A 21,847-nucleotide genomic window follows, 5' to 3' on the forward strand; every position below is an offset into this window, starting at 1 on the left:
CGACGTAACAGGTACTTGCGACTTGCCGGAAGGTGTTGAAATGGTAATGCCAGGCGATAACGTACAATTAGTAATTAACCTACATGCTCCTATTGCGATGGATGAAGGTTTACGTTTCGCAATTCGGGAAGGTGGCCGTACAGTTGGCGCCGGTGTTGTCGCTAAAATTATCGAGTAATTATAATGAGTAACAATCAAAATATAAAAATTAGATTAAAATCCTTTGATCATCGGTTGATTGACTTATCAACTCGAGAAATCGTGGAGACAGCTAAGCGTACTGGTGCTCAAATTCGAGGACCAATACCCTTACCAATTCGTAAGGAAAAATTCACCGTATTGATTTCTCCGCATGTGAACAAAGATGCTCGAGATCAATATGAATTACGTACTCATAAACGCCTGGTCGTTATCGTTCATCCGACTGAAAAGACAGTAGATGCTTTGATGAAATTGGATCTGGCTGCTGGGGTTGATGTTCAGATAAGCCTTGATGACTAATTGTTAGGGTGAAGGATATTAAAGAGGTGTTACAATGATGATCGGTTTATTAGGCCGTAAAATCGGTATGACTCGGGTATTCACACCAGAAGGGGTTTCAGTACCTGTTTCTGTTGTTGAAGTTCACCCTAATAGAGTTACGCAAATTAAAACCAACGATGTTGATGGCTATTCAGCTGTTCAAATAACCGGCGGTTCTAAAAAAGCGAGTAAAGTAAATAAAGCTCAAACGGGACATTTTGCTAAAGCTCAAGTTGAAGCTGGCGATATGCAAGTTGAGTTCAGAATCGACGCTGAAGATCAATTTACTTCAGGTCAAGAACTGTCTGTTGCTGATCTTTTCGCAGAAGGTCAATTTGTAGATGTTTCCGGAACGTCTAAAGGTAAAGGCTTTGCCGGTACTGTTAAGCGCTGGAATTTTAGAACACAAGATGCTACTCATGGTAACTCCAGATCGCATCGTGTTCCTGGTTCTATTGGTCAAAACCAAACTCCAGGCCGCGTGTTCAAAGGTAAAAAAATGGCAGGCCATATGGGTAATGTTCGTTGTACAGTTCAAAGCCTTGAACTTGTGCGCGTAGATGCTGAAAGAAATCTTCTCTTAATCAAAGGCGCTATTCCTGGTGCTCCTGGTTCACGAGTAGAGATTAAGCCTGCAGCTAAAAAGCAAGCACGAGGTGAGTGATGGAAATTACTACTATAGATAAGAATACAAAATTAAGTCTGAACCAAGAGGTTTTTGAGTACGCATACAATGAAGGTTTAATACACCAAGCTGTTGTAACCTACATGAATAATGCTCGTAGTGGTAATAGCGCACAAAAAACTCGTTCAGAGGTTAGAGGCGGTGGTAAAAAGCCTTGGAACCAAAAAGGTACCGGTCGAGCACGTGCTGGTACGATTCGCAGTCCAATTTGGAGAAGCGGTGGCGTGACCTTCGCATCCAAAAAGCGCGATTATTCACAAAAAATTAATAAAAAAATGTACAAACGCGCATTACGTAGTATAATCTCCGAACTTTGCCGTACTGGGAACTTAGTTGTCGTTAGTGATTTTCATTGTGAAAGTAAAAAAACTAAAGACTTCATTACAAAAATGAACCAGTTGGACATTAACAACGCTCTAATTGTAATGAGTGAAGTTGGTGAGAATGAATACTTCGGGTCAAGAAATTTAATTGACTTCGATATCTGTGACGTTGCGACTTTAGATCCTGTTTCTTTGCTCAAGTTTGAGAAAGTTGTTGTTACAGAAGCCGCAATTAAACAAATTGAGGAACAGTTACAATGAATGCTGAAAGATTGTTGATGGTTCTCCGTGAACCACATACTTCTGAAAAAGCAACTGTTTTAGCCGACAAGCTAAAACAGTTCACTTTCAAAGTATTGAAAACCGCAACTAAGAATGAAATTAAAATGGCGGTAGAGCATGTATTTAACGTAAAAGTTAAAAATGTATCTGTTATCAACGTGAAGGGAAAATCAAAACGCTTCAAGCAAACAGCTGGTAAGCGTAGTGACTGGAAAAAAGCATTTGTAACTCTTCATGCTGATCAAGATATTGACTTTACAGCTACCGAATAAGGCAGATTAAGATGGCACTATTAAAATCTAAACCTACATCGCCCGGTAAACGTGGCGAATTGCGTGTGGTTCATAAAAACATCCATAAAGGACGTCCACATGCTGCTTTAATTGAGAAGCTAAAGAAAACTGGCGGACGTAACAACAATGGTAGAATCACTGTAAGACACATCGGTGGTGGCCAGCGTAATCAATACCGTATTATTGACTTTAAACGCAATAAAGATGGTATTGAAGGTCGTGTTGAGCGTATCGAATATGATCCCAACAGAACAGCTTTAATTGCTTTAATCGTTTATAAAGACGGTGAAAGACGTTATATTATTGCTCCAGCTAACTTAAACGTTGGTGATGTTATTGTAAGTGGTGCAGATGCTCCTATCAGTGTAGGTAACTGCTTGCCCCTGAAAAACATGCCAGTTGGTAGTACTATTCACTGTGTTGAAATGAAACCAGGAAAAGGCGCCCAGATGTTAAGAAGTGCTGGTGCTAGCGGTCAATTAGTTGCTAAAGAAGGTATTTACGCGACTTTAAGATTGCGTTCAGGTGAAATGCGTAAAATTCACGTATCATGCCGTGCAGTAATTGGTGAAGTAAGCAACAGTGAACATAGCTTACGTTCATTAGGTAAAGCAGGTGCTAATCGTTGGAGAGGTATTCGTCCAACAGTGCGTGGGGTTGCGATGAACCCAGTTGACCATCCACATGGTGGTGGTGAAGGCCGTACTTCTGGTGGACGTCACCCAGTATCTCCTTGGGGTGTACCTACTAAAGGTTATAAGACCAGAAGTAATAAGCGTACTGATGGCTTTATTGTCAGACGACGTAAGAAGAAATAATTAGAGAGGATATCAAGTGGCTCGTTCTATAAGAAAAGGTCCATTTATTGACCAACATCTGATCAGCAAAGTAGTGGCTGCAGTAAAAAGCAACTCTAAGAAACCAATTAAGACTTGGTCTCGCCGTTCAACAATCGTTCCTGAAATGATTGATTTAACAATTGCTGTTCATAACGGGAAAGAACATATTCCTGTTTTTATCACAGACAATATGGTTGGTCATAAATTAGGTGAGTTTGCCATGACTCGTACATTCAAAGGCCACTCTGGTGACAGAAAGGCTAAAGGCAAGTAAGAGGATATGATGGAAGTTACAGCTAAGTTGAAAGGTGCTCCCTTATCCGCTCAGAAGGGCAGATTGGTAGCCGATATGATACGCAATATGAAAGTATCAAGTGCACTTGATGTCCTCAAGTTCACGCCCAAAAAAGGTGCTCAATTAATGCTTAAATTATTGGAATCAGCAATTGCTAACGCTGAAAACAATAATGGAGCAGATATTGATGATCTAAAAGTAGGTATGGTCTGCGTTGATGAAGCGGCTACTTTAAAACGCATTAGTCCCAGAGCTAAAGGTCGTGCAAACAGAATTTGTAAACGCACCTGCCATATCACGATTAAAGTGTCTGACGAGGAATAGCAATGGGACAAAAAGTTAACCCTATAGGCATACGCCTTGGAATTATTAAAGATTGGAATTCTAAATGGTTTGCTGGTAAAAGATATGCTGAATTTTTAATTCAGGATATTAACTTGCGTGCTGAATTAAAGAAGAAACTTATGGCTGCTGCTGTAAGTAAAATTCTAATCGAGCGTCCAGCTAATAATGCGGTAGTTACAATTCAAACTGCACGCCCTGGTGTTATCATTGGTAAGAAAGGCGGCGGTATTGAAACATTGCGTAATGAAATTTCTGGAAAATTAGGTGTACCTGTACATTTAAATATTGAAGAAATTAAAAAGCCTGAGCTGGATTCTACTTTAGTTGCAGAAAGCATTGCACAACAGTTAGAACAGCGCGTTATGTTTCGTCGTGCTATGAAACGTGCTGTTACTTCTGCTCTTAAAGCAGGCGCTAAAGGTATTAAGATTTGCGTGAGTGGAAGATTAGGTGGTGCTGAAATCGCTCGTAGTGAATGGTATCGTGAAGGTCGAGTTCCATTACACACATTCAGAGCTGATATTGATTACGGTACAGCAGAGTCTAAAACTACCTACGGTATTATTGGTGTAAAAGTCTGGATCTTTAAGGGCGAAGTTCTGCCACAAAAGAAAAGATCTACTGACAACGCCTAGTGATTGAGGATTAAGAATCATGTTACAACCAAAGCGTACAAAACACCGCAAGCAAATGAAAGGCCGTAACAGAGGTTTGGCCTTACGTGGTAGCAATATTAGTTTTGGTGAGTTCGGTATGAAGGCCCTGGAAAGAGGCCGTCTTACTGCTCGTCAAATCGAAGCTGCACGTCGTGCGATGACTCGTCATATTAAGCGTGGCGGTAAAATTTGGATTAGAGTATTCCCTGATAAGCCTATTACACAAAAGCCATTGGAAGTTCGTCAAGGTAAAGGTAAAGGTAGCGTAGAATATTGGGTTGCTCAAATACAACCTGGTAAGGTTCTATTTGAAATGGAAGGTGTATCTAGAGAGCTTGCGATGGAAGCTTTTGATCTAGCTAAAGCAAAACTTCCTTTCAAAGTTATGTTTGAAGAAAGGAAGGTGATGTAATGAAAACTGTTCAAGAGTTACGTAATTTATCAGTTGAAGAATTGAATGATGAGTTGCTCTCATTACGTAAAGAACAATTAAATTTACGAATGAAAAAAGCAAGTGGTTCACTGGATAAAACTCACCTTATTACTATGGTGCGTAAAGCAGTAGCCAAAGTTAAAACAATTTTGACTGAAAAGGCAGGTAAGTAATATGTCTACTAATGAATCAAACGCCAGAACAATGGTTGGAAAAGTAGTTAGCGACAAAATGGATAAATCTATAGTTGTGATGATTGAGCGTTCAGTAAAACATCCTAAGTATGGCAAAATTATGAAGCGTAGATCCAAAGTACATGCTCATGATGAAAATCAAGTATGTAAAATTGGTAATATTGTGAAGATCCGTGAGTCAAGACCACTCTCTAAAACAAAAAGCTGGGTATTAGTTGAAGTAATTTCTTAATCAACTTCGTTGATATACTTTTAAAACCCTAAAAGGCCTGATATAATCAGCAACCTTTTTCTGGTCTAAATCAGAGCTGGAGTAATAAAATGATCCAAATGCAGACTGTGCTCGATGTTGCTGATAACAGTGGAGCACGTAAGGTAATGTGTATTAAAGTACTTGGTGGATCGCACAGACGCTACGCGCGTGTTGGTGATGTAATCAAAGTGAGTGTTAAAGACGCAATACCAAGAAGTAAAGTAAAAAAAGGTGCTGTAATGAAGGCTGTTGTTGTTAGAACGGCTCAAGGTGTTCGCAGAGATGATGGTTCGTTGATCCGTTTTGATGGCAACGCTGCAGTACTTTTAAACAACCAAAACGAGCCTATTGGTACTCGTATATTTGGCCCCGTTACTCGCGAGCTACGAGAGAGATTTATGAAAATAATATCTCTGGCTGCAGAAGTTTTGTGAGAAGGATTAGATATGAAACGTATTAAGACAGGCGACATAGTTATTATAATCGCCGGTAAAAGTAAAGGTCATGTAGGTAAAGTCCTACGAGTTGCAGAAGAACGTGTTGTTGTAGAAGGCGGAAACATGGTTATGAAACATGTTAAAGCAAATCCACAGAAACCCGAACATAAAGGTGGAATTGTGGCTACTGAAGCTGCACTTCATGTATCAAATGTTGCTCATTATAATCCTAACACTAAGAAAGCTGATAAAGTTGGCTTTAAGTTTATTGAAAGCAACGGCGTCAGTTCTAAGGTTAGATACTTTAAATCTGACAATGAAATAATTGACCGTGTTTAATTAGGGGATTGAAATGACAAGACTTAATGATTTTTATCAAAAAGAAATCATCCCTATGATGATGAAGCGGTTTAATTATTCCAGTGTTATGGAAGTTCCAAAGCTAGTTAAAATCACTTTAAATATGGGTGTTGGCGAAGCTGTTGGCGATAAAAAGATAATGAACCACGCAATCGAAGACATGACTTTAATTGCTGGACAAAAGCCTGTTGTTACTAAAGCTAGAAAATCTATAGCTGGTTTCAAAATCAGAGAAGGTTGGCCGATCGGATGTAAAGTTACACTTCGTCGTCAACGCATGTATGAGTTTTTAGATCGTTTAGTTTCTATTACTCTACCTCGTGTAAGAGATTTTCGTGGCCTAAATCCTAAGTCTTTTGATGGTACTGGTAACTACAGTATGGGTTTACATGAGCAAATCGTATTCCCTGAAATTGATTACGATAAAACAGATGGCATTCGTGGATTGGACCTTTGCTTCACCACAACTGCTAAAACAAACGAAGAAGCTAAAGCTTTATTAGAAGCGTTTAATCTTCCATTGAAAGATAGAGATAAAAAATAGAAGGGTGATATTGTGGCTAAGAAATCAATGCTTATGCGAGAGTTAAAGCGTGCCAAGCTTGTAAACAAATACAGCCAGCGCAGAAACGAATTGAAAATCCTGATCAAATCATCTGATGATTTTCAGGTGATTATGGACAGTCAGGCTAAATTAGCAAAATTACCTGTTAATTCTAACCCTGTTCGCCATAAAAAAAGATGTCAATCATGTGGTCGTCCACATGGGGTATATCGTAAATTCGGTCTTTGCAGAATTTGTTTAAGACAGCAATTAATGATTGGCAACGTACCAGGCGGCAGAAAGTCCAGTTGGTAAATTTTTTGGAGAACGATTGTGAGTATGCATGATCCTGTTGCTGATATGCTGACCAGAATTAGAAATGGTCAACAGGCTAGACATCAGCAAGTAACGTTAACTTCTTCTCGATTGAAAGAAGAAATTGCTCGTGTTTTGAAAGAAGAAGGTTATATTCAAGATTTCTTTGTAGAAGCACTAGAGAACAATCTTAAAATAATGACGGTTAAACTGAAGTATTACCATGGTAAGCCAGTTATCGAACTTATTAAAAGAATTAGTAGACCCGGATTACGAGTTTATAAATCTTATAAAGATCTAACTTCGATTCCTGGATTTGGCGTGGCAATATTATCCACATCTAAAGGCATAATGACTCATGTATCTGCGAAGCTGAAAGGCGTTGGTGGCGAAGTCATTTGTGAAGTGGCTTAATACTTGAGGGGAATGATATGTCTAGAGTAGCAAAAGCCCCTGTAGCACAACCAGCTGGTGTTGAAGTAACAATTAACGCTGGTGAAGTTACGGTAAAAGGGCCAAAAGGTTCACTGACACAAAAAATTAATAAGTTAGTGAAAATCACTAAAAATGCAGATAACCATCTCGAGTTTGCTCCAGCAGCAAATGATCCTAAAGCTTGGGCACAAGCAGGTACTGCTAGAGCCTTAGTAAACAACATGGTTCACGGTGTTACACAAGGTTTTGTGATAACTCTGGAATTAGTTGGTGTAGGTTATAGAGCACAAGCTAAAGATAAGACTGTTAGTTTATCTCTAGGTTTTTCTCACCCAGTAGAGTATGAATTGCCTCAGGGTGTTTCTGCTGAGACTCCTAGCAATACAGTTATTGTACTTAAAGGTGTTGATAAGCAAATTCTAGGACAGGCTGCTTCTGAAATCAGAGCATTTAGACCACCAGAGCCATATAAAGGTAAAGGTGTTAAGTATGCTGGTGAACAAATTGTTCGTAAAGAAGCGAAGAAGAAATAGGGTCTAAGTCATGAATAAGCACAACTCACGCACAAGACGTGGTTTAAAATCAAAAGCCCTGATTCGTAAATCAGGCAGAGCACGTTTAGTTGTTCATAGAAGCGGTGTGCATATCTATTCTCAGATTATCCAAGCAGATAAACTAGGAGATAGAGTGTTAGCATCTTGTTCAACTGTCGATAAAGAATTAAAAGCTAGTTTGACCGGCAAATGCAAGGTAGAACAAGCTAACTTAGTAGGTAAGTTGCTTGGAAAGCGTGCAAGTGAAAAGGGTGTAACTGAGGTTGCATTTGATCGTGCTGGTTACAAATATCATGGCCGAGTGAAAGCCCTTGCAGAAGGTGCTCGCGAAGCTGGGTTAGATTTTTAAGGAACGATTATGGCATTCGAAGAATCACCAAAATCAGATGGTTATACAGAGAAGCTAGTCGCGGTAAACCGTACAGCAAAAGTTGTTAAAGGTGGACGTGTATTTGGCTTTGCAGTTCTCGTTGTTGTAGGCGACGGTAAAGGTCGTGTAGGCTTTGGTCGAGGTAAGGCTCGTGAAGTTCCTATCGCAATTCAAAAAGCAATGGAACAAGCTAAGAAAAATATGGTTTATATCCCACTTTCTGGCTCAACTATTTTCCACGAAATTACCTGGAGCTATGGTGCTTCTAAAGTATTCATGAAGCCAGCTAGCGAAGGTACCGGAATTATTGCTGGTGGCGCTATGCGTGCAGTACTGGAAGTTCTTGGTGTACAAAACATATTAGCGAAGAGCATTGGTTCTACCAATCCTAGCAATATCGTACGTGCAACAATCGGTGCTTTAATGAACATCGGTACTCCAGATTATGTTGCGGCCAAGCGTGGTAAAACTGTTCCAGAAGTTATGGCGGGCTAATTATGGAAAAGAAACTTAAAATTACTTTGGTTAAAAGTACCATAGGTAGAAAACCAAAGCATATTTCGATTGTAAAGCAATTGGGTTTGGGTAAAACAAACTCATGTGTATTTCATAATGATACTCCAGCAATTCGTGGCCTTATTAATATGGTCGATTACTTATTGCTTGTTGAGGAGAGTGTGTAATGAATTTAAATTCACTATCACCAGATCCAGGTTCTCGACGTCCTAAAAAACGTCTAGGCCGTGGTATTGGATCAGGACTAGGTAAAACTAGTGGTAAAGGTCACAAAGGTCAAAAAGCCAGAGCAGGCGGATTCCACAAGATTAACTTTGAAGGCGGTCAAATGCCAATTCAAAGACGCTTGCCAAAAATGGGCTTTAAATCTCGTGTTGGTAGAACAGTTGACCAAGTATGTTTAAGTGAACTTGAAAAATTAACAGTTGACGTAATTGACCTAGATGTCTTACGTAAAGAAGGACTGATTAACGGTTCAATTAAAGATGTAAAGGTTATTTTATCCGGTGAATTAACTAAAGCCATCAAACTGAAAGGTTTAAGGGTCACTAAAGGCGCTCGTTCAGCCATTGAAGGTCTAGGTGGCAGCATAGAAGAGTGACTATGAAAAACCAAAAACATAATGGTAGCCAATCTCGTGGTGGATTGGCTGAACTAAAATCAAGATTAATGTTTGTTATTCTTGGAATATTAGTATATCGCTTAGGGGCGCACATTCCAGTTCCTGGTTTGGATCCTGCTCGTTTAGCTAATTTCTTCAATGAACAACAAAATACAATCTTTGGCTTGTTTAATATGTTTTCTGGTGGCGCTTTATCGCGTGTTACCGTATTTGCTATCGGTATTATGCCTTATATTTCTGCTTCCATTATTATCCAACTTTTTAGTGTTGTTTCTCCAAAACTGGAACAATTAAAGAAAGAAGGCGAGTCTGGACGAAGAAAGATAAACCAGTACACACGATATTTAACTTTGGTACTGTCTATATTTCAGTCCTTAGGTATGGCGCGGTGGTTAGCAGGACAGCAAATTGCATTGCAACCTGATGCTTCATTCTATTTTACAGCAGTAGTTACTTTGGTTACCGGAACCATGTTCTTAATGTGGTTAGGTGAACAAATAACAGAGAAGGGTGTTGGTAATGGTATTTCTCTGATTATTTTTTCAGGGATTGTTTCCAGTATGCCAACAGCAATTGCTTCGGTTCTTCAGCAGGTAAAAGAAGGACAGATGCAAGCTCTGACCCTGATTGTTGTCGCTGTAATTGTAGTAGTCGTTACAGGCTTTGTAGTGTTTATGGAACGTGCTCAAAGACGAATTAGAGTTAACTATGCACAAAGGACGCAAGGTAGGAAGGTATACGCGGCTCAAACTAGCCATTTGCCTTTAAAAATTAATATGTCTGGTGTAATTCCACCAATTTTTGCATCCAGTATCATATTACTACCAGCAACACTGGCTCAGTTCTTTTCCCATACTAAAGGTTTGGGATGGTTATCTGATGTTGGAATGGCTTTGTCACCTGGCCAGCCTTTGTACTTAATTGTTTATGCAATTGCTATTTTGTTTTTTGCGTTCTTTTATGCAGCTCTTGTTTTTAACCCCAAAGATACTGCAGAAAACTTAAAGAAATCTGGTGCTTATATCCCAGGAATTAGACCCGGTGAGCAAACAACTAAATACATCGATTCCGTGATGACTCGTTTGACCTTAATCGGTGCCATATATTTAGTTTTAGTATGTTTGTTGCCTCAGATTTTAATGTATACGTGGCATGTCCCTTTTTATTTTGGAGGAACATCGTTGCTAATTATCGTAGTTGTTATTATGGATTTTGTAGCCCAAATACAAGCCCATTTGATGACGCAGCAATATGATTCTTTAATGAAAAAGGCTAATTTTAAAGGTACGAAGTTACCTGGTCTACTATGATTTTTATCGGAGTTTGGAATGAAAGTAAGAGCATCTGTAAAGCGCATTTGTCGCAATTGCAAAATTATTAAAAGAAGTGGCATTATACGTGTAATTTGTAAAGATGCACGACATAAGCAAAAGCAGGGTTAAGATCTGCTTGATTTATTTTTATAAAAATAGTATTCTTCTGTCCCTTTCGACAGAACAAAATAACGTTCGGAGAAGTTAATGGCTCGTATTGCAGGAGTAAACATACCTGATCACAAGCATGTTGTGATTGCTTTAACAGCTATATATGGTATCGGTAAAACTACATCCTTAAAATTATGTTCCACAGTAGGTATCGAACCTTCAACTAAAGTTTCACAGTTGTCAGATGCTCAGTTGGAGTCTTTGAGAACTGAAATCGCGAAAATTACTGTAGAAGGTGATTTGCGCCGTGTTGTGACTATGAACATTAAGCGCCTTATGGATCTTGGATGTTATCGCGGGTTAAGACACAGAAGAGGCTTGCCCTTGCGAGGACAACGTACGAAAACTAATGCTCGTACTCGTAAAGGTCGCAGAAAAGGCACTACTAATTGATTTTTCATGTAGGAAAGAAAGATGGCAATAACTAAGTCAAAGCAACAGAAAGTACGTAAAAAGGCAAAGCGTGTCGTATCTGACGGTATCGTTCATATCCACGCGTCTTTTAACAACACAATTGTTACCTTTACTGATCGACAAGGTAATGCATTAAGTTGGGCAACAGCTGGTGGTTCTGGCTTTAGAGGCTCAAGAAAAAGTACACCTTATGCTGCAAAAGTTGCAACTGAGCGTGCTGCTGCTGCTGCAAAAGAATATGGTATAAAATCTGTGGCTGTATTTGTACGTGGCCCTGGTCCTGGTAGAGAGTCTACGATTCGTGAAATTATAGATCAGGACATTAAAATCGTTGAAATAACCGATGTTACTGGTATCCCTCATAACGGGTGTAAGCCACCTAAAAAACGTCGTGTGTAAGACTTTAGGAGTAATTTAATGGCTAGATATCTTGGTCCAAAATGTAAATTATCACGTCGTGAAGGTTGTGATTTATTACTAAAAAGTGGCGTTCGTGATCATAAGTCCAAATGTAAATCTGAAAAATTACCAGGACAGCATGGTGATAAGAAGCCACGTTTGAGTGGTTACGGAATTCAGCTTAGAGAAAAGCAAAAAATTAGAAGACTGTACGGTGTTCTTGAAAAGCAATTCCGTGGTTACTATACAATGGCTGCGCGCTTGAAGGGTTCTACAGGCGAAAACCTGATGACTCTGCTTGAAAGACGTCTTGATAACGTTGTTTATCGTATGGGTTTTGCAACCACACGTGCTGAAGCAAGACAATTAGTTACGCATAAAGCGATATTGGTTAATGATCAAGTCGTTAACGTACCTTCATTTTTAGTTAAGCCTGGAGATGTGATTACTGTTCGCCAAAAGGCAAAAGGTCAAGCACGTATTCAAGCGGCTTTAGCTTTGTCTGAACAAAGAGCTCCATGCGATTGGATTACTGTAGATTCTTCTTCGTTTAAAGGAACTTTCTCTACAGCACCTACGTTAACTGACTTATCTTCAGACTACAACGTAAACCTGGTTGTAGAACTTTACTCTAAGTAAGCTCGGAGAAATAGCTGAATGTATACTGAAATCAATGAAATGCTGACACCTAATGTTCTCAAGGTTCAGGCTGAATCGCCTTATAAAGCTAAAATAGTTTTAGAGCCTTTGGAGCGTGGCTTTGGTCATACCCTCGGCAATGCTTTGAGACGTATATTACTATCATCTATGCCTGGTAGCGCGATCACTGAAGCGTCAATAGAGGGTGTTCTTCATGAATACAGCACTATTGAAGGTGTTCAGGAAGATGTTGTTGATTTATTGCTTAACCTAAAATTGGTTGCAATTAAGTTAACAACAAGTGAAGAGGCTATAGTAACTCTTAATAAGCAAGGCCCCTGCCAAGTTACTGCAGGTGATATTCAACTGACTCATGGTGTTGAAGTTGTTAACCCTGAGCTTGTCATTGCTAATTTGAACGAAAAGGGCAAATTAAACATGACATTGAAAGTTGAAAGAGGAATTGGATTCCATAGTACTGATTCCTTCATTAGACATTTTGATGATGAAGTGGAAAGAAAATCTGTTGGTAAACTTAAAATTGACAATAGTTTCTCGCCTGTGAAAAAAGTTGCTTACTACGTTGATAGTGCGCGGGTTGAAAACCGCACTGACTTAGATAAGTTAACTATTGAATTAGAAACTAATGGAACAATTGATGCTGAAGAATCTATTCGTATTTCTGCAAGCATCCTTCAGAGACAACTTCATGCATTCGTTGATATGAAGTTTGAAGAGTCTCGCTCTGATAATAAAGAACGCAATGACTTTGATCCAATTCTATTACGTTCTGTAGATGATTTAGAGTTAACTGTTCGTTCTGCTAATTGTTTAAAAGCAGAAAATATTCATTATATTGGCGATTTAGTACAACGTACTGAGAATGAATTATTAAAGACTCCTAATCTAGGTAAGAAATCTTTAACTGAAATTAAGGACGTTTTAGCTTCACGTTCATTATCGCTGGGTATGAAACTTGAGAATTGGCCGCCAGCAAGTCTTGGCGAGTAATGTTTAGGAGTTTTTGTTATGCGTCATCGTAATTCTGGCCGTAATTTTGGCCGTACAAGTAGTCATCGTAAGGCGATGTTCTCAAATATGTGTAATTCTTTAATTGAGCATGAGTTAATTAAAACAACTTTGCCTAAAGCTAAAGACTTACGACGTTATATTGAGCCATTAATTACTGTAAGCAAAGTTGATTCTGTTGCTACACGCCGCCAAGCCTTTGATACTTTGAGATCAAAATCTGCGGTAGGTAAATTATTCACTGACTTAGGTCCTCGTTTTGCTAAGCGTCCTGGTGGTTATGTTCGCATCATCAAATGTGGATTTAGAGATGGTGATAATGCACCAATGGCAATTGTTGAGCTGTTAGACAGACCAGTTGCTGAGTAATTATTGAAATATCATTTATTGATGTTTATAAAATACCCGCTTTTAGCGGGTTTTTTATTTGTTAAATTAAAACCTTTTTTTCATTCATCGCTTCCTGAATTTCCTAAATACCCCCGCAGATAAGTTTTGAGAATGCCTACGCTATTTGCTTTGTAGTAGTTAGGCCTTAGCGCCATAGCTAAAGTTCACATAATAAGAGGGTGCTGATGCCCTGTATACGCTATCAATATATGGGGGATTTCTATTGGAGGCAGTGCGACAATATGGGCATGCGATCGATAAACCTGGTTGCTTGCAACCAGGTTTGCGGATTCATTTAGAATGGGACATCGTCATCAAATTGATCAAATGCATCATGCGGCATTTGATTTGATTGGGGAGCTGCTTGTCGGTTAGCACTTGGTTGTGGGGCTGGTGCATATTGTTGCGTTTGAGGCATATCATCATAACCACCCGCACTGCCACCTTTGCTGTCCAACATTTGAATGTCATTGGCAACGATTTCTGTAGTATAGCGATCTTGGCCTTGTTGATCTTGCCATTTTCTTGTTCTTAAACTGCCCTCAATATAAAGCTTAGAGCCTTTACGTACGTATTCGCCAGCGATTTCGCCCAGACGATTAAAGCAAACGACACGGTGCCATTCGGTACGATCTTGCTTTTCACCGGTATTCTTATCTTTCCATGATTCACTGGTTGCAATTGAAAGAGTAGTTACTGCATTACCATTTGGTAGGTAACGAACATCCGGGTCAACACCAACGTTGCCAATCAAGATGACCTTATTTATTCCGCGAGCCATTTGTTATCTCCTGTATGCGAAAGTTAGGGGGTGAGTATACCTTAATTTATATCACTAGTGCATAGTGAATTGCTAATCAAATAGTGTCTGTTCTGCATGCGTAACTTGCTCATATAAGCGCAGCAATTGGCTCTTGGTGACCCTGGGAGTTGAAAGCGGTGGTAAATCATGTAAATCAAAAAAATCAATCGCGGAAATTTCTATATTTTCTGTTGCTTCGCCGGAAATTAAATTACAATGGAAAAAACATTTATAGGTATGTGGCCAGTGATGAGGATGATCATGTTTTTGCTCATCCCAAAGAGCCAATAAACGTACAGTATCCACATTAAAACCCGTTTCTTCTTTTGTTTCTCTGATTACAGCCTCGGAAGGAGACTCATTAATGTCCGTCCAGCCGCCGGGCAAAGTCCACAAACCATCAGAGCGCTCTTTCACGAGCAATATTTTATTTTCTTTGAGTACAAAGGCACGAATTTCAAGTTTGGGAGTGGCATATCCATGTTCTAAAGAGAAGCGTAACTTAATGTCTTCTTGTTCATGGTCAGTGAATTCTACGGCAAGTTCAGCTGCGATTTCACGTAGACGGGTGTATCGTTCCTTATCAAATTCGTTATGACAGTAGGCAAGTCCATTTTGGGCAATGGCTTGAACTTCACTGATCAATTTCAGCCAATTAGTTAGATTGTTGGACATAGGTTTAATTCTCTTTATATTAAGTAAAGCACGAGGCAGATAAGTATTGACTCTCACCTTACGTGATGCACTAGAATCATCAGCAAGGAGAGAGTGTATGAAATATTACCAAATTAAAGAAATCAGTCAAATGACTTCCTTAACGATTAGGTCTTTGCACTATTACGATGATATCGGTTTATTGAAGCCCGATAAGCGTTCATCCTCAGGATATCGGTTGTACTCTGAGCAGGATTTAGTTCGATTGCAGCAGATTACGACACTGAAACTCTTGGGCTTATCTTTAACCAAGATCAAACAAATTATAGAAAGTGTAAATTTTGATGTGGTACTCTCCATGTAAATTCAGGCTCGTGAATTGGAAACGAAAGCAACACGTATTAATGAGGCCGCTTCCTTATTAGATATATTTCCAGTCAAATCGAAATAAGCCAACCGGTCAATTGGAAAAGTACGGCAAAAATTATAGAAATTTTGGAGCGAAATACGATGAATGATCAAGTATTAAAAAATTATCAATCGGTGGCTGATGCATCCGAGTTAGGTAAAAAGTCGGACTATGATCCCAGCTATAATCCTGAGCGCTTATTTCCTATTCCTCGCGCTGGAAAACGTCAAGAGATTGGTGTGGATCCGCTGGACCTACCCTTTTATGGTTTTGATTGTTGGAATCATTATGAAGTGTCCTGGTTGAATGCCAAAGGTAAACCCGTGGTTGCGCTGGCAGAAATCATTTATGATTGCAACACGCCTAAGCTTATTGAATCCAAGTCCTTAAAACTTTATTTTAACTCTTTTAACAATAGTAAATTTGATAGTATCTCCACCTTAGAGAAAATCATTCAGAAGGATTTGCAGGAGCGTCTCGAGGCAGAGGTTTTTATCGCCATCCATCCTTTAGAGCAGTCTAAACAGCTTCACATGCAACAAGGATTTACTGGTGAGTCTCTTGATGAGTTGGATGTTGAATGCTCTGTTTACTCGGTTGAGCCTGCTTTTCTCACGGTCGTTGATGAGATAGTTGAAGAAGTATTATGCTCTGATCTTTTGAAATCGAATTGCTTGGTTACAAATCAACCGGATTGGGGAAGCGTACAAATTGCCTATAAAGGAAAAAAAATTAACCGCGAGGGCTTATTAAAGTATCTGATTTCGTTTCGTAATCACAATGAATTCCATGAACAATGTATTGAGCGTATTTTTGTAGACATTCTGAATCATTGTAAACCGGACTCTCTCACTGTTTATGGGCGCTATACTCGCCGCGGGGGACTGGATATCAATCCCTATCGCTCTACTGAAAAAACGGCATTTACGGATAAGAATGTGCGTTTAATCCGCCAGTAATACTCAATCTAGGGAATAATATAGTCGCGGCTGAAATGAGTGATTACCTCTTCCGCCGCGACAGGATAGGTGAGCGGTGGTTGGGATTCCAGTGAACGGGGTTTAATTTTATATTAAGGTTTAAATGATACATTAGGCATCTAATTTGATCTGCGAGAGATGTATCGGGCATGATTTACCATGTTGAGGCTAGAAAAAAGTTATCTGTATTTGCTAACAAAGTTAATTCTGTTATCGAGAGCGATAAGCGCAACCGCAATCCAATTCACAAAGTAAATACGATTCAAGAGCTGACCAACGAAGCTTTAGTTTTATTTTCTGCTTACCATGAGTCGGGAGTACGTGAAGATAGTGCCCAAGCACGTCTTGAATATTTAGATGAACTCCTGACCTCGCTAAAAATTTGCAATGCCTATCTTGCCAATGGGAAAACATGGTGGCAAAAAATCATTGCTTTCTTTGGGGTTCTTCCTCCGGCAGAAAAAGCAGTCCTGGCAGCAATGAGGCACATTAAAGAGGCACATGCACAGGCTGTAGTTGATTATGATGAGGTCCATTATCCCAATTGGCTATTTCGTCTTGCACGATTCTTTGGATTACAAAGCGTAAAACAACTTTTGGCAGATAAATATGATTCTTATCCAGAACAATTTAAATTAACTTATCTTTCTCATCATTTAATGGGGAGAACAAATTTAAACCACCACGTTGTATTACAGGGCAAAGTATCATCATGTGCTTACCATGACTTTGCTAATGATTTAGAAGAGTTCATGGAACAAGAAGGCCGCCATCTGGATGAGCAAACGGTCGCGGCATTAGGAGGTATTAAAGATAAAGTAAGACAAAGTTCAGAGTTAGCGAATGAAATGGATAAGGCATCCATAATTAGTGGACTTAACATCAGCTCAGCTCATGTGGTCGATGGATTGATTTTGGATATGACTTATCAAATACACAAAACAATGATGGGCTTGCAACCTGGAACTTCTTTGATTATTCCATGCGGTTTTAAAAGTACCGAAGGTGGACATGCCACGGTGGTTGAGTGCCGCTGTGTTGCCGAGGATCAATTTGTCTTTAAAGTAATTAATACCGGCGCAAGAGAGACGGATATTGAAAGTTGGAAAACCCTTTTTGTTACGTCAATTAGTGGGAGTATGGCACGGCCCATTAAAGTGACCGCTCCCCTGTCCATAAATGAAATTATGGAGCGTAAGCTTATTGAGAAAATAGTCAAGCCAGCTATTGTTTCGTCTGCCGATTCCGGGCGTTCAATGAATGAAGAGTTTCTTGCGCTCTATAGAGAAGGTAAGTTACACGATGACCTGCAATGTCTGACCTTACAAACCAATGGTACCTGCTCCCATTCCTCCTTGCTTGAGTGGTATAAAACTCAAGTTCCGGCACCGGTATTTGTATTGTTTCAGCATGCTACTATCGCTAGAGCTCATCAGCGTCTTCGAAATTTTAATGATCATGAGCAGGTTTTTGGTTTTTCTTGGGAGGTGAAAAAAGCGTTGGTAGCCTTACATAGTGCTGCAGAGCAAACCGCTTTAGAAGCACAAAATCATTTAGAGAATGTGAGTAAACACATGCAAAGAGAACGGGCGGTTTTATACTCTGAGCTTGATGTTTTCTTGAAGAACAAACAGGATGTTAGACACACGAGAAGAAGAAGTGTTGGCACCATTAGCGACTTTGAGGCATATTCGCGTAAAAAATGCACTGGGGATAGGTTACTCGCTCCGCAACAAGACCGGGTGGCCCAGGCCAATCCTTTAGCTCCATTAGCCCCAGAAATAAAAATATCACGCTCAGGCGTTTCTGGATTGCTTTTGGGTAGGGTTTCAATGCCCGAAAAGACTGAAGCTCGAATGCGAAAAGCAATAATAGCCAAACAAATTGCTGGACATGATGGATTTATCGCGGCGGCAAATTTGTCTTCTTAGCAGCAGAAACAATGGGCTGAAAACTAAGAGGCGAGCATTGAACGTGGTTGTCCTGTGCTCTTCATTGGTTCTGTTTGGAACATTATGGGGTTCATTGCTTGTCTTTGTTGTTTTTTGTTCATTATTTGTGTATAGTGGTTGCTTTTTTGCGGATGTGAGTCAATGCCTTTTACTGCTAAGCAAATTGAGCTTTTGCGCCAACTAGAGTTTTCGGAAGAGCAGATAGCTACTCAATTAGGACAATTAAATGATGATGAGTTATCTGCACGCATAAAGCAGCAGAAGAAAAAGCTTGTTGTTAAATATCATCCTGATAAAACCAATGGCGATGACCCGTTAACCAAGAAATTTATAGCGATTATGGAGGCGGTCGATGAGCTCCTTAAGCCAACTCAGCTAGGGTTTGATCTTTTAAGAACGATTAGACCATTCGCTGATGCGCTTCCTCTGGATTGTGTTGATTTGCGAATGAAAGAGCAAATAGACGACTATTTTGACTCAATGTCTCATTACGTCCACTCATTGTCGTCGAAGCACGAACAACAGCAATTTATTGATGCGCATAAAACCTTTTTACAGTTTGCTCTGTGGCTGGAGCAACACAGTAATGAAATTAAGGCTATACGAGGAGAGGCTTTTTATCGCACCGTCTATGAGCCATCTTTATTTAATACCCTCAAGCAAAATTGGTATCAATTAATTATTCAATTTTTTGCCGAAGAAGAGCTTAACGATATTGTTTATCGCGAAGCAATTGCCTTGGGAAAGTGGGACTCCATTCTCGCCTCACGTAAGCTCGCCTCTCCAATTAAATGGCTTTGTTTCATGGTATGCAGCGCTTATGATGCGATGACCGCGGTGCTGGGACATTGGCTGCAAGCAAGCATTAAAGATATAACTAGGGATTTAGCCACGTTATCTTCTGATAAATATCGTATCGTACCTTTGCTGCTAAAGATGGCAGGATTGATCTCGGCATTGGCTCTGCCAATTGTATTGTTCCCTGAGTTAACACTCTTTATGTTTGCGCTGCCGGTATTGGTTCGCGGTCTTGTTTATTTGGCAAACCCTATCAACCAGGTTATTAGGCCCCTTTCAGCGTATTTTAATCTTGCTCCCATTGGAGTGGGGCTAGTAAGTACGGGGATGCTGGTAGGCGCTTTGGGGGGCGTTTTACTATTATCTGGTTCAATGCTCGAAGTATTGCTAGTTCTTACCTCGGTTATCAGCATTTTAAGCTTGATTGCCAGTGCACTATTTCTTACGAAAGTATATGAAGTCGCTCCGGAACTCGCTCTGATTCTCGGTACTTTGGTAGTGAGCTTAACGTTGCTTCAGTTTATACCGGTTGATACACAGCCTGCTGTTGAAACAATAACTAGTGCTCTCATCGGCCTTTTCTCTGAGTTAAGTGGATTAGGGTTGAATGTTCTTGGTTATCAGCAGTTGGCAAATATGAAAGAAAATCTCAGTGAGCTCTATATCCGTTTGCCCTTGCCCGAACAGGAGGCTCCGGAAGTGGTGGTGCAGGTTATTGGTGAGGTATGTCAAAAGAACTATTGGTCTCATTCCTTATTTAATTCCCCGCTGCAACCTAATGTTACAACACTTCATGAAAAGACGTCTTGGCATTCAATGGGGCTATTTGGAAAGCAGGCGAAACGATCAGAGCCAGCTGAAATGCTTACATGGGAAGTTGCACCTGTTACATAGCGTCTGCGTTAACCTAACTGCCTTCATTTTCGCAGCATATGGTGCACGTGTCTGCTCCCCGAATAGGGACATTCGGGGGAGGGAATTACATCGACCTTAATGGGCAGTAAAGCGAAAGGTTGATTGATGGGCTTTTATTTCTTTACGACTTAAGTTCTCGGTATTGTTAAAGAAGCGTAGAAAATCATTAAAGTTGCTTTTTGCCGTGCCACCAAACGGAAGGGTATCATCCGTTCCGGCTACCAAGGGCGCTTCAACTCCTGGATAAATGGAGCTTACTGGATGTGGGGTTGATTCATAATGCCAATTAAGCTTCGTATGGCAGGTGGGGCAAACCTCGATCGGAACATTCAGTTCCTTAATTCGCAATTTTTGTTGCTCCGTTACATAAATACAATGGCCTAAGCGTACTCGTCCATGCAGCGCGTTATTCGGAGAGGGTTGTTGTTTTACCCATTCCTCCAGGGCATCGAGAACCATATCGCTATCATGGCGCTCAAGGTCGGTCTCTGACTCTCCCATATGTACAGCGATGTTTATCCCTTTGTTTAGCGTTAATAAAACCACATTTTTTAAATCGTGTCCGCTTAAACTCCGTTTCGCTAATGGGTTGCCGGATATATCGATGCCTGCAAGCACGTGTTGTGAGCTGGCAAGAATACGCTGTATAAAAAATTCCGCATCATTTAGCGTATGCAGGGTTCTATCCAAGCTTAATAAGCCCATGGCTTTTTGGTTATTATTTAGGGCTTGAGCCTGGACTAATCCTCGTTCAAACGCATCAATATATTCTGTAACCGAATGATTATCGATGCACTTTGGCGTGGTGCGTATTTCCAAATACTTTGCTGCTGAGTTTAGAATGACATCCATGGTACCTTCGCTAATGTCATCAAGAGTCTGAATTATTTTGTGAATTAAACCAAATTGTTTCCAGACCAAGGCTATTTGCTCTCCTGAATATCCTTCCTCGGGTTGGTTTTGGGTTTGTGTTAAATAATGCTCTCTCACTTTGACTAATTCTTCATAAGCACTAAAGCAATTGTTTTTTCTGGCTACTCTCTCCATAAACGCTAAGCTAAAACTACCATTTAAATGGCAATGCAAATCAGCGGTATGCGTTTCGGTTGCTTTACAATAGCTAAGCAAGGTACGGATGGAATGGGTAAATGTTGCTTGTGCGCCTTTCTCACTAATTGCGAGGCACTTTTTGATGGAGGCAAAGCCTTCTTCTTTGAGTGGAGGGCTTGCTCCATTAACGAGCTCCTCAACGATTTTATCCGTAATATTTTTTTGCGGATTTTGTTCATTTCTATGCTTTAAATTTTCTCGCCAGGCCTTTTCATCATTTACGCTAAAGGAGACGATATGTACGTTTTTCGAATGGATTAGGTCAAGTGTTTCTTTGCGCCACAGCGCATTTAAATAGGTTCTATCCAGAATGACATATCCACCAGATTGCCTCCTGGCTTGTAATAATTCTTGTTTGAATCGCTCTTCTAAGGCGTTGCGATGATGGGCGAAAATATCGCTATAAGATAATTGGAGCTCATCGCCCATTTGAAACGCTATATCATCTGCACAAAGAACCGTAACCGGCATATTCAGGCGATTCAGTTCTTGCACCATTTGCCCACGCCAAGTCGATTTTCCGACACAGGGCGCTCCTGAAAGCATAATAAATATAGGTGATGCTGGTGTTGCGATTACATCCTTGGCAAACATAATAA

36 protein-coding genes are annotated in these 21,847 nt (G+C 40.0%); 33 read left to right on the forward strand and 3 right to left on the reverse strand.

All coding sequences use genetic code 11. The features are described from left to right. From ACD661_RS09600 to rplQ, 29 genes are all read left to right on the forward strand, one after another. The coding region (locus tag ACD661_RS09600) for an EF-Tu C-terminal domain-related protein (protein WP_472975195.1) at positions 1–178 on the forward strand (178 nt) is incomplete at its 5' end. A gap of 5 nt (positions 179–183) precedes the next feature. Beyond that, the gene (rpsJ, locus tag ACD661_RS09605) at positions 184–501 is read left to right on the forward strand and encodes a 30S ribosomal protein S10 (RefSeq protein ID WP_058533001.1); all 318 of its coding nucleotides are present in this window, start codon (positions 184–186) and stop codon (positions 499–501) included. A 34-nt stretch (positions 502–535) separates the two neighbouring features. Next, positions 536–1,186 carry a 50S ribosomal protein L3 gene (gene rplC / locus ACD661_RS09610; RefSeq protein ID WP_472975194.1) on the forward strand — a complete coding sequence of 217 codons (651 nt, stop codon included), beginning with the start codon at positions 536–538 and terminating at the stop codon, positions 1,184–1,186. Beyond that, a complete protein-coding gene (gene rplD / locus ACD661_RS09615) occupies positions 1,186–1,791 on the forward strand; it encodes a 50S ribosomal protein L4 (RefSeq protein WP_400187651.1) in 606 nt (201 codons plus the stop codon). The genes rplC and rplD overlap by 1 nt, the downstream gene beginning before the upstream one ends. Continuing rightward, positions 1,788–2,084 carry a 50S ribosomal protein L23 gene (rplW, locus tag ACD661_RS09620; protein ID WP_058533004.1) on the forward strand — a complete coding sequence of 99 codons (297 nt, stop codon included), beginning with the start codon at positions 1,788–1,790 and terminating at the stop codon, positions 2,082–2,084. Before rplD ends, rplW begins: the two co-directional genes overlap by 4 nt. Before the next feature lie 11 nt (positions 2,085–2,095). Then, the gene (gene rplB, locus ACD661_RS09625; RefSeq protein WP_400187652.1) at positions 2,096–2,923 is read left to right on the forward strand and encodes a 50S ribosomal protein L2; all 828 of its coding nucleotides are present in this window, start codon (positions 2,096–2,098) and stop codon (positions 2,921–2,923) included. A 16-nt stretch (positions 2,924–2,939) separates the two neighbouring features. Beyond that, a complete protein-coding gene (gene rpsS / locus ACD661_RS09630) occupies positions 2,940–3,218 on the forward strand; it encodes a 30S ribosomal protein S19 (RefSeq protein ID WP_400187653.1) in 279 nt (92 codons plus the stop codon). A 9-nt stretch (positions 3,219–3,227) separates the two neighbouring features. Next, positions 3,228–3,563, forward strand: coding sequence for a 50S ribosomal protein L22 (gene rplV, locus ACD661_RS09635; RefSeq protein ID WP_400187897.1), 336 nt, complete (start codon positions 3,228–3,230; stop codon positions 3,561–3,563). Positions 3,564–3,565: 2 nt separating this feature from the next. After that, positions 3,566–4,219, forward strand: coding sequence for a 30S ribosomal protein S3 (gene rpsC / locus ACD661_RS09640; RefSeq protein ID WP_058533008.1), 654 nt, complete (start codon positions 3,566–3,568; stop codon positions 4,217–4,219). A gap of 19 nt (positions 4,220–4,238) precedes the next feature. After that, a complete protein-coding gene (gene rplP, locus ACD661_RS09645) occupies positions 4,239–4,652 on the forward strand; it encodes a 50S ribosomal protein L16 (RefSeq protein WP_058533009.1) in 414 nt (137 codons plus the stop codon). After that, the gene (rpmC, locus tag ACD661_RS09650) at positions 4,652–4,846 is read left to right on the forward strand and encodes a 50S ribosomal protein L29 (RefSeq protein ID WP_400187654.1); all 195 of its coding nucleotides are present in this window, start codon (positions 4,652–4,654) and stop codon (positions 4,844–4,846) included. Before rplP ends, rpmC begins: the two co-directional genes overlap by 1 nt. Before the next feature lies 1 nt (position 4,847). Beyond that, complete coding sequence (gene rpsQ / locus ACD661_RS09655) at positions 4,848–5,099, forward strand: 30S ribosomal protein S17 (protein WP_400187655.1); 252 nt, start codon at positions 4,848–4,850, stop codon at positions 5,097–5,099. An 89-nt stretch (positions 5,100–5,188) separates the two neighbouring features. Continuing rightward, entirely contained in the window at positions 5,189–5,554 is a 366-nt protein-coding gene (gene rplN / locus ACD661_RS09660) for a 50S ribosomal protein L14 (protein WP_347573600.1), read from the forward strand. Positions 5,555–5,566: 12 nt separating this feature from the next. Then, positions 5,567–5,896 carry a 50S ribosomal protein L24 gene (rplX, locus tag ACD661_RS09665; protein WP_400187656.1) on the forward strand — a complete coding sequence of 110 codons (330 nt, stop codon included), beginning with the start codon at positions 5,567–5,569 and terminating at the stop codon, positions 5,894–5,896. A gap of 13 nt (positions 5,897–5,909) precedes the next feature. Continuing rightward, positions 5,910–6,461 carry a 50S ribosomal protein L5 gene (gene rplE / locus ACD661_RS09670; protein WP_400187657.1) on the forward strand — a complete coding sequence of 184 codons (552 nt, stop codon included), beginning with the start codon at positions 5,910–5,912 and terminating at the stop codon, positions 6,459–6,461. 12 nt (positions 6,462–6,473) lie between these two features. Beyond that, a complete protein-coding gene (gene rpsN, locus ACD661_RS09675) occupies positions 6,474–6,776 on the forward strand; it encodes a 30S ribosomal protein S14 (RefSeq protein ID WP_347573603.1) in 303 nt (100 codons plus the stop codon). A 24-nt stretch (positions 6,777–6,800) separates the two neighbouring features. Beyond that, positions 6,801–7,190 (forward strand): 30S ribosomal protein S8, encoded by a 390-nt coding sequence (gene rpsH, locus ACD661_RS09680; RefSeq protein ID WP_472975196.1) that lies wholly within the window; start codon positions 6,801–6,803, stop codon positions 7,188–7,190. Between the two features lie 17 nt (positions 7,191–7,207). Continuing rightward, positions 7,208–7,744: a 50S ribosomal protein L6 gene (rplF, locus tag ACD661_RS09685; RefSeq protein ID WP_400187659.1), complete on the forward strand. Its 537-nt coding sequence runs from the start codon at positions 7,208–7,210 to the stop codon at positions 7,742–7,744. A gap of 10 nt (positions 7,745–7,754) precedes the next feature. Then, positions 7,755–8,114, forward strand: coding sequence for a 50S ribosomal protein L18 (gene rplR / locus ACD661_RS09690; protein ID WP_400187660.1), 360 nt, complete (start codon positions 7,755–7,757; stop codon positions 8,112–8,114). A 9-nt stretch (positions 8,115–8,123) separates the two neighbouring features. After that, a complete protein-coding gene (rpsE, locus tag ACD661_RS09695; RefSeq protein ID WP_400187661.1) occupies positions 8,124–8,630 on the forward strand; it encodes a 30S ribosomal protein S5 in 507 nt (168 codons plus the stop codon). A 2-nt stretch (positions 8,631–8,632) separates the two neighbouring features. After that, positions 8,633–8,818 carry a 50S ribosomal protein L30 gene (rpmD, locus tag ACD661_RS09700; RefSeq protein ID WP_058533020.1) on the forward strand — a complete coding sequence of 62 codons (186 nt, stop codon included), beginning with the start codon at positions 8,633–8,635 and terminating at the stop codon, positions 8,816–8,818. Further along, complete coding sequence (gene rplO / locus ACD661_RS09705; RefSeq protein ID WP_400187662.1) at positions 8,818–9,252, forward strand: 50S ribosomal protein L15; 435 nt, start codon at positions 8,818–8,820, stop codon at positions 9,250–9,252. Before rpmD ends, rplO begins: the two co-directional genes overlap by 1 nt. 2 nt (positions 9,253–9,254) lie before the next feature. After that, entirely contained in the window at positions 9,255–10,583 is a 1,329-nt protein-coding gene (gene secY, locus ACD661_RS09710) for a preprotein translocase subunit SecY (RefSeq protein WP_058533022.1), read from the forward strand. Between the two features lie 18 nt (positions 10,584–10,601). After that, complete coding sequence (rpmJ, locus tag ACD661_RS09715) at positions 10,602–10,715, forward strand: 50S ribosomal protein L36 (RefSeq protein WP_078061441.1); 114 nt, start codon at positions 10,602–10,604, stop codon at positions 10,713–10,715. 78 nt (positions 10,716–10,793) lie between these two features. Then, the gene (gene rpsM, locus ACD661_RS09720) at positions 10,794–11,150 is read left to right on the forward strand and encodes a 30S ribosomal protein S13 (RefSeq protein ID WP_058533023.1); all 357 of its coding nucleotides are present in this window, start codon (positions 10,794–10,796) and stop codon (positions 11,148–11,150) included. 21 nt (positions 11,151–11,171) lie between these two features. After that, on the forward strand, positions 11,172–11,570 hold the full coding sequence (rpsK, locus tag ACD661_RS09725; RefSeq protein WP_058533024.1) for a 30S ribosomal protein S11: 399 nt from the start codon (positions 11,172–11,174) through the stop codon (positions 11,568–11,570). Positions 11,571–11,588: 18 nt separating this feature from the next. Further along, positions 11,589–12,209: a 30S ribosomal protein S4 gene (gene rpsD, locus ACD661_RS09730; protein WP_400187663.1), complete on the forward strand. Its 621-nt coding sequence runs from the start codon at positions 11,589–11,591 to the stop codon at positions 12,207–12,209. An 18-nt stretch (positions 12,210–12,227) separates the two neighbouring features. After that, the gene (locus tag ACD661_RS09735; protein WP_400187664.1) at positions 12,228–13,220 is read left to right on the forward strand and encodes a DNA-directed RNA polymerase subunit alpha; all 993 of its coding nucleotides are present in this window, start codon (positions 12,228–12,230) and stop codon (positions 13,218–13,220) included. Between the two features lie 18 nt (positions 13,221–13,238). Beyond that, entirely contained in the window at positions 13,239–13,607 is a 369-nt protein-coding gene (gene rplQ, locus ACD661_RS09740; protein ID WP_400187665.1) for a 50S ribosomal protein L17, read from the forward strand. A 316-nt stretch (positions 13,608–13,923) separates the two neighbouring features. Here rplQ and ssb read toward each other — a convergent pair whose 3' ends face one another. Together ssb and ACD661_RS09750 are read right to left on the reverse strand one after the other, a co-directional pair. Next, a complete protein-coding gene (gene ssb / locus ACD661_RS09745; protein ID WP_400187666.1) occupies positions 13,924–14,409 on the reverse strand; it encodes a single-stranded DNA-binding protein in 486 nt (161 codons plus the stop codon). Between the two features lie 72 nt (positions 14,410–14,481). Beyond that, the gene (locus ACD661_RS09750) at positions 14,482–15,105 is read right to left on the reverse strand and encodes an NUDIX hydrolase (protein ID WP_400187667.1); all 624 of its coding nucleotides are present in this window, start codon (positions 15,103–15,105) and stop codon (positions 14,482–14,484) included. 97 nt (positions 15,106–15,202) lie between these two features. On the opposite strand from ACD661_RS09750, the gene ACD661_RS09755 reads away from it, so the two are divergent. From ACD661_RS09755 to ACD661_RS09770, 4 genes are all read left to right on the forward strand, one after another. Beyond that, complete coding sequence (locus tag ACD661_RS09755; RefSeq protein ID WP_400187668.1) at positions 15,203–15,448, forward strand: MerR family transcriptional regulator; 246 nt, start codon at positions 15,203–15,205, stop codon at positions 15,446–15,448. Between the two features lie 146 nt (positions 15,449–15,594). Further along, on the forward strand, positions 15,595–16,452 hold the full coding sequence (gene queF, locus ACD661_RS09760) for an NADPH-dependent 7-cyano-7-deazaguanine reductase QueF (RefSeq protein ID WP_400187669.1): 858 nt from the start codon (positions 15,595–15,597) through the stop codon (positions 16,450–16,452). Positions 16,453–16,622: 170 nt separating this feature from the next. Then, positions 16,623–18,404 (forward strand): hypothetical protein, encoded by a 1,782-nt coding sequence (locus ACD661_RS09765; RefSeq protein ID WP_400187670.1) that lies wholly within the window; start codon positions 16,623–16,625, stop codon positions 18,402–18,404. 162 nt (positions 18,405–18,566) lie between these two features. Continuing rightward, entirely contained in the window at positions 18,567–20,117 is a 1,551-nt protein-coding gene (locus ACD661_RS09770) for a hypothetical protein (RefSeq protein ID WP_400187671.1), read from the forward strand. 96 nt (positions 20,118–20,213) lie between these two features. Here the strand turns inward: ACD661_RS09770 and ACD661_RS09775 are convergent, their stop codons facing one another. Further along, positions 20,214–21,842, reverse strand: a complete 1,629-nt coding sequence (locus tag ACD661_RS09775; RefSeq protein WP_400187672.1) for an AAA family ATPase — start codon at positions 21,840–21,842, stop codon at positions 20,214–20,216. Between the last annotated feature and the right edge of the window lie 5 nt (positions 21,843–21,847).

The organism is Legionella lytica, from assembly GCF_044626755.1.
Lineage (GTDB): Bacteria > Pseudomonadota > Gammaproteobacteria > Legionellales > Legionellaceae > Legionella > Legionella lytica_A.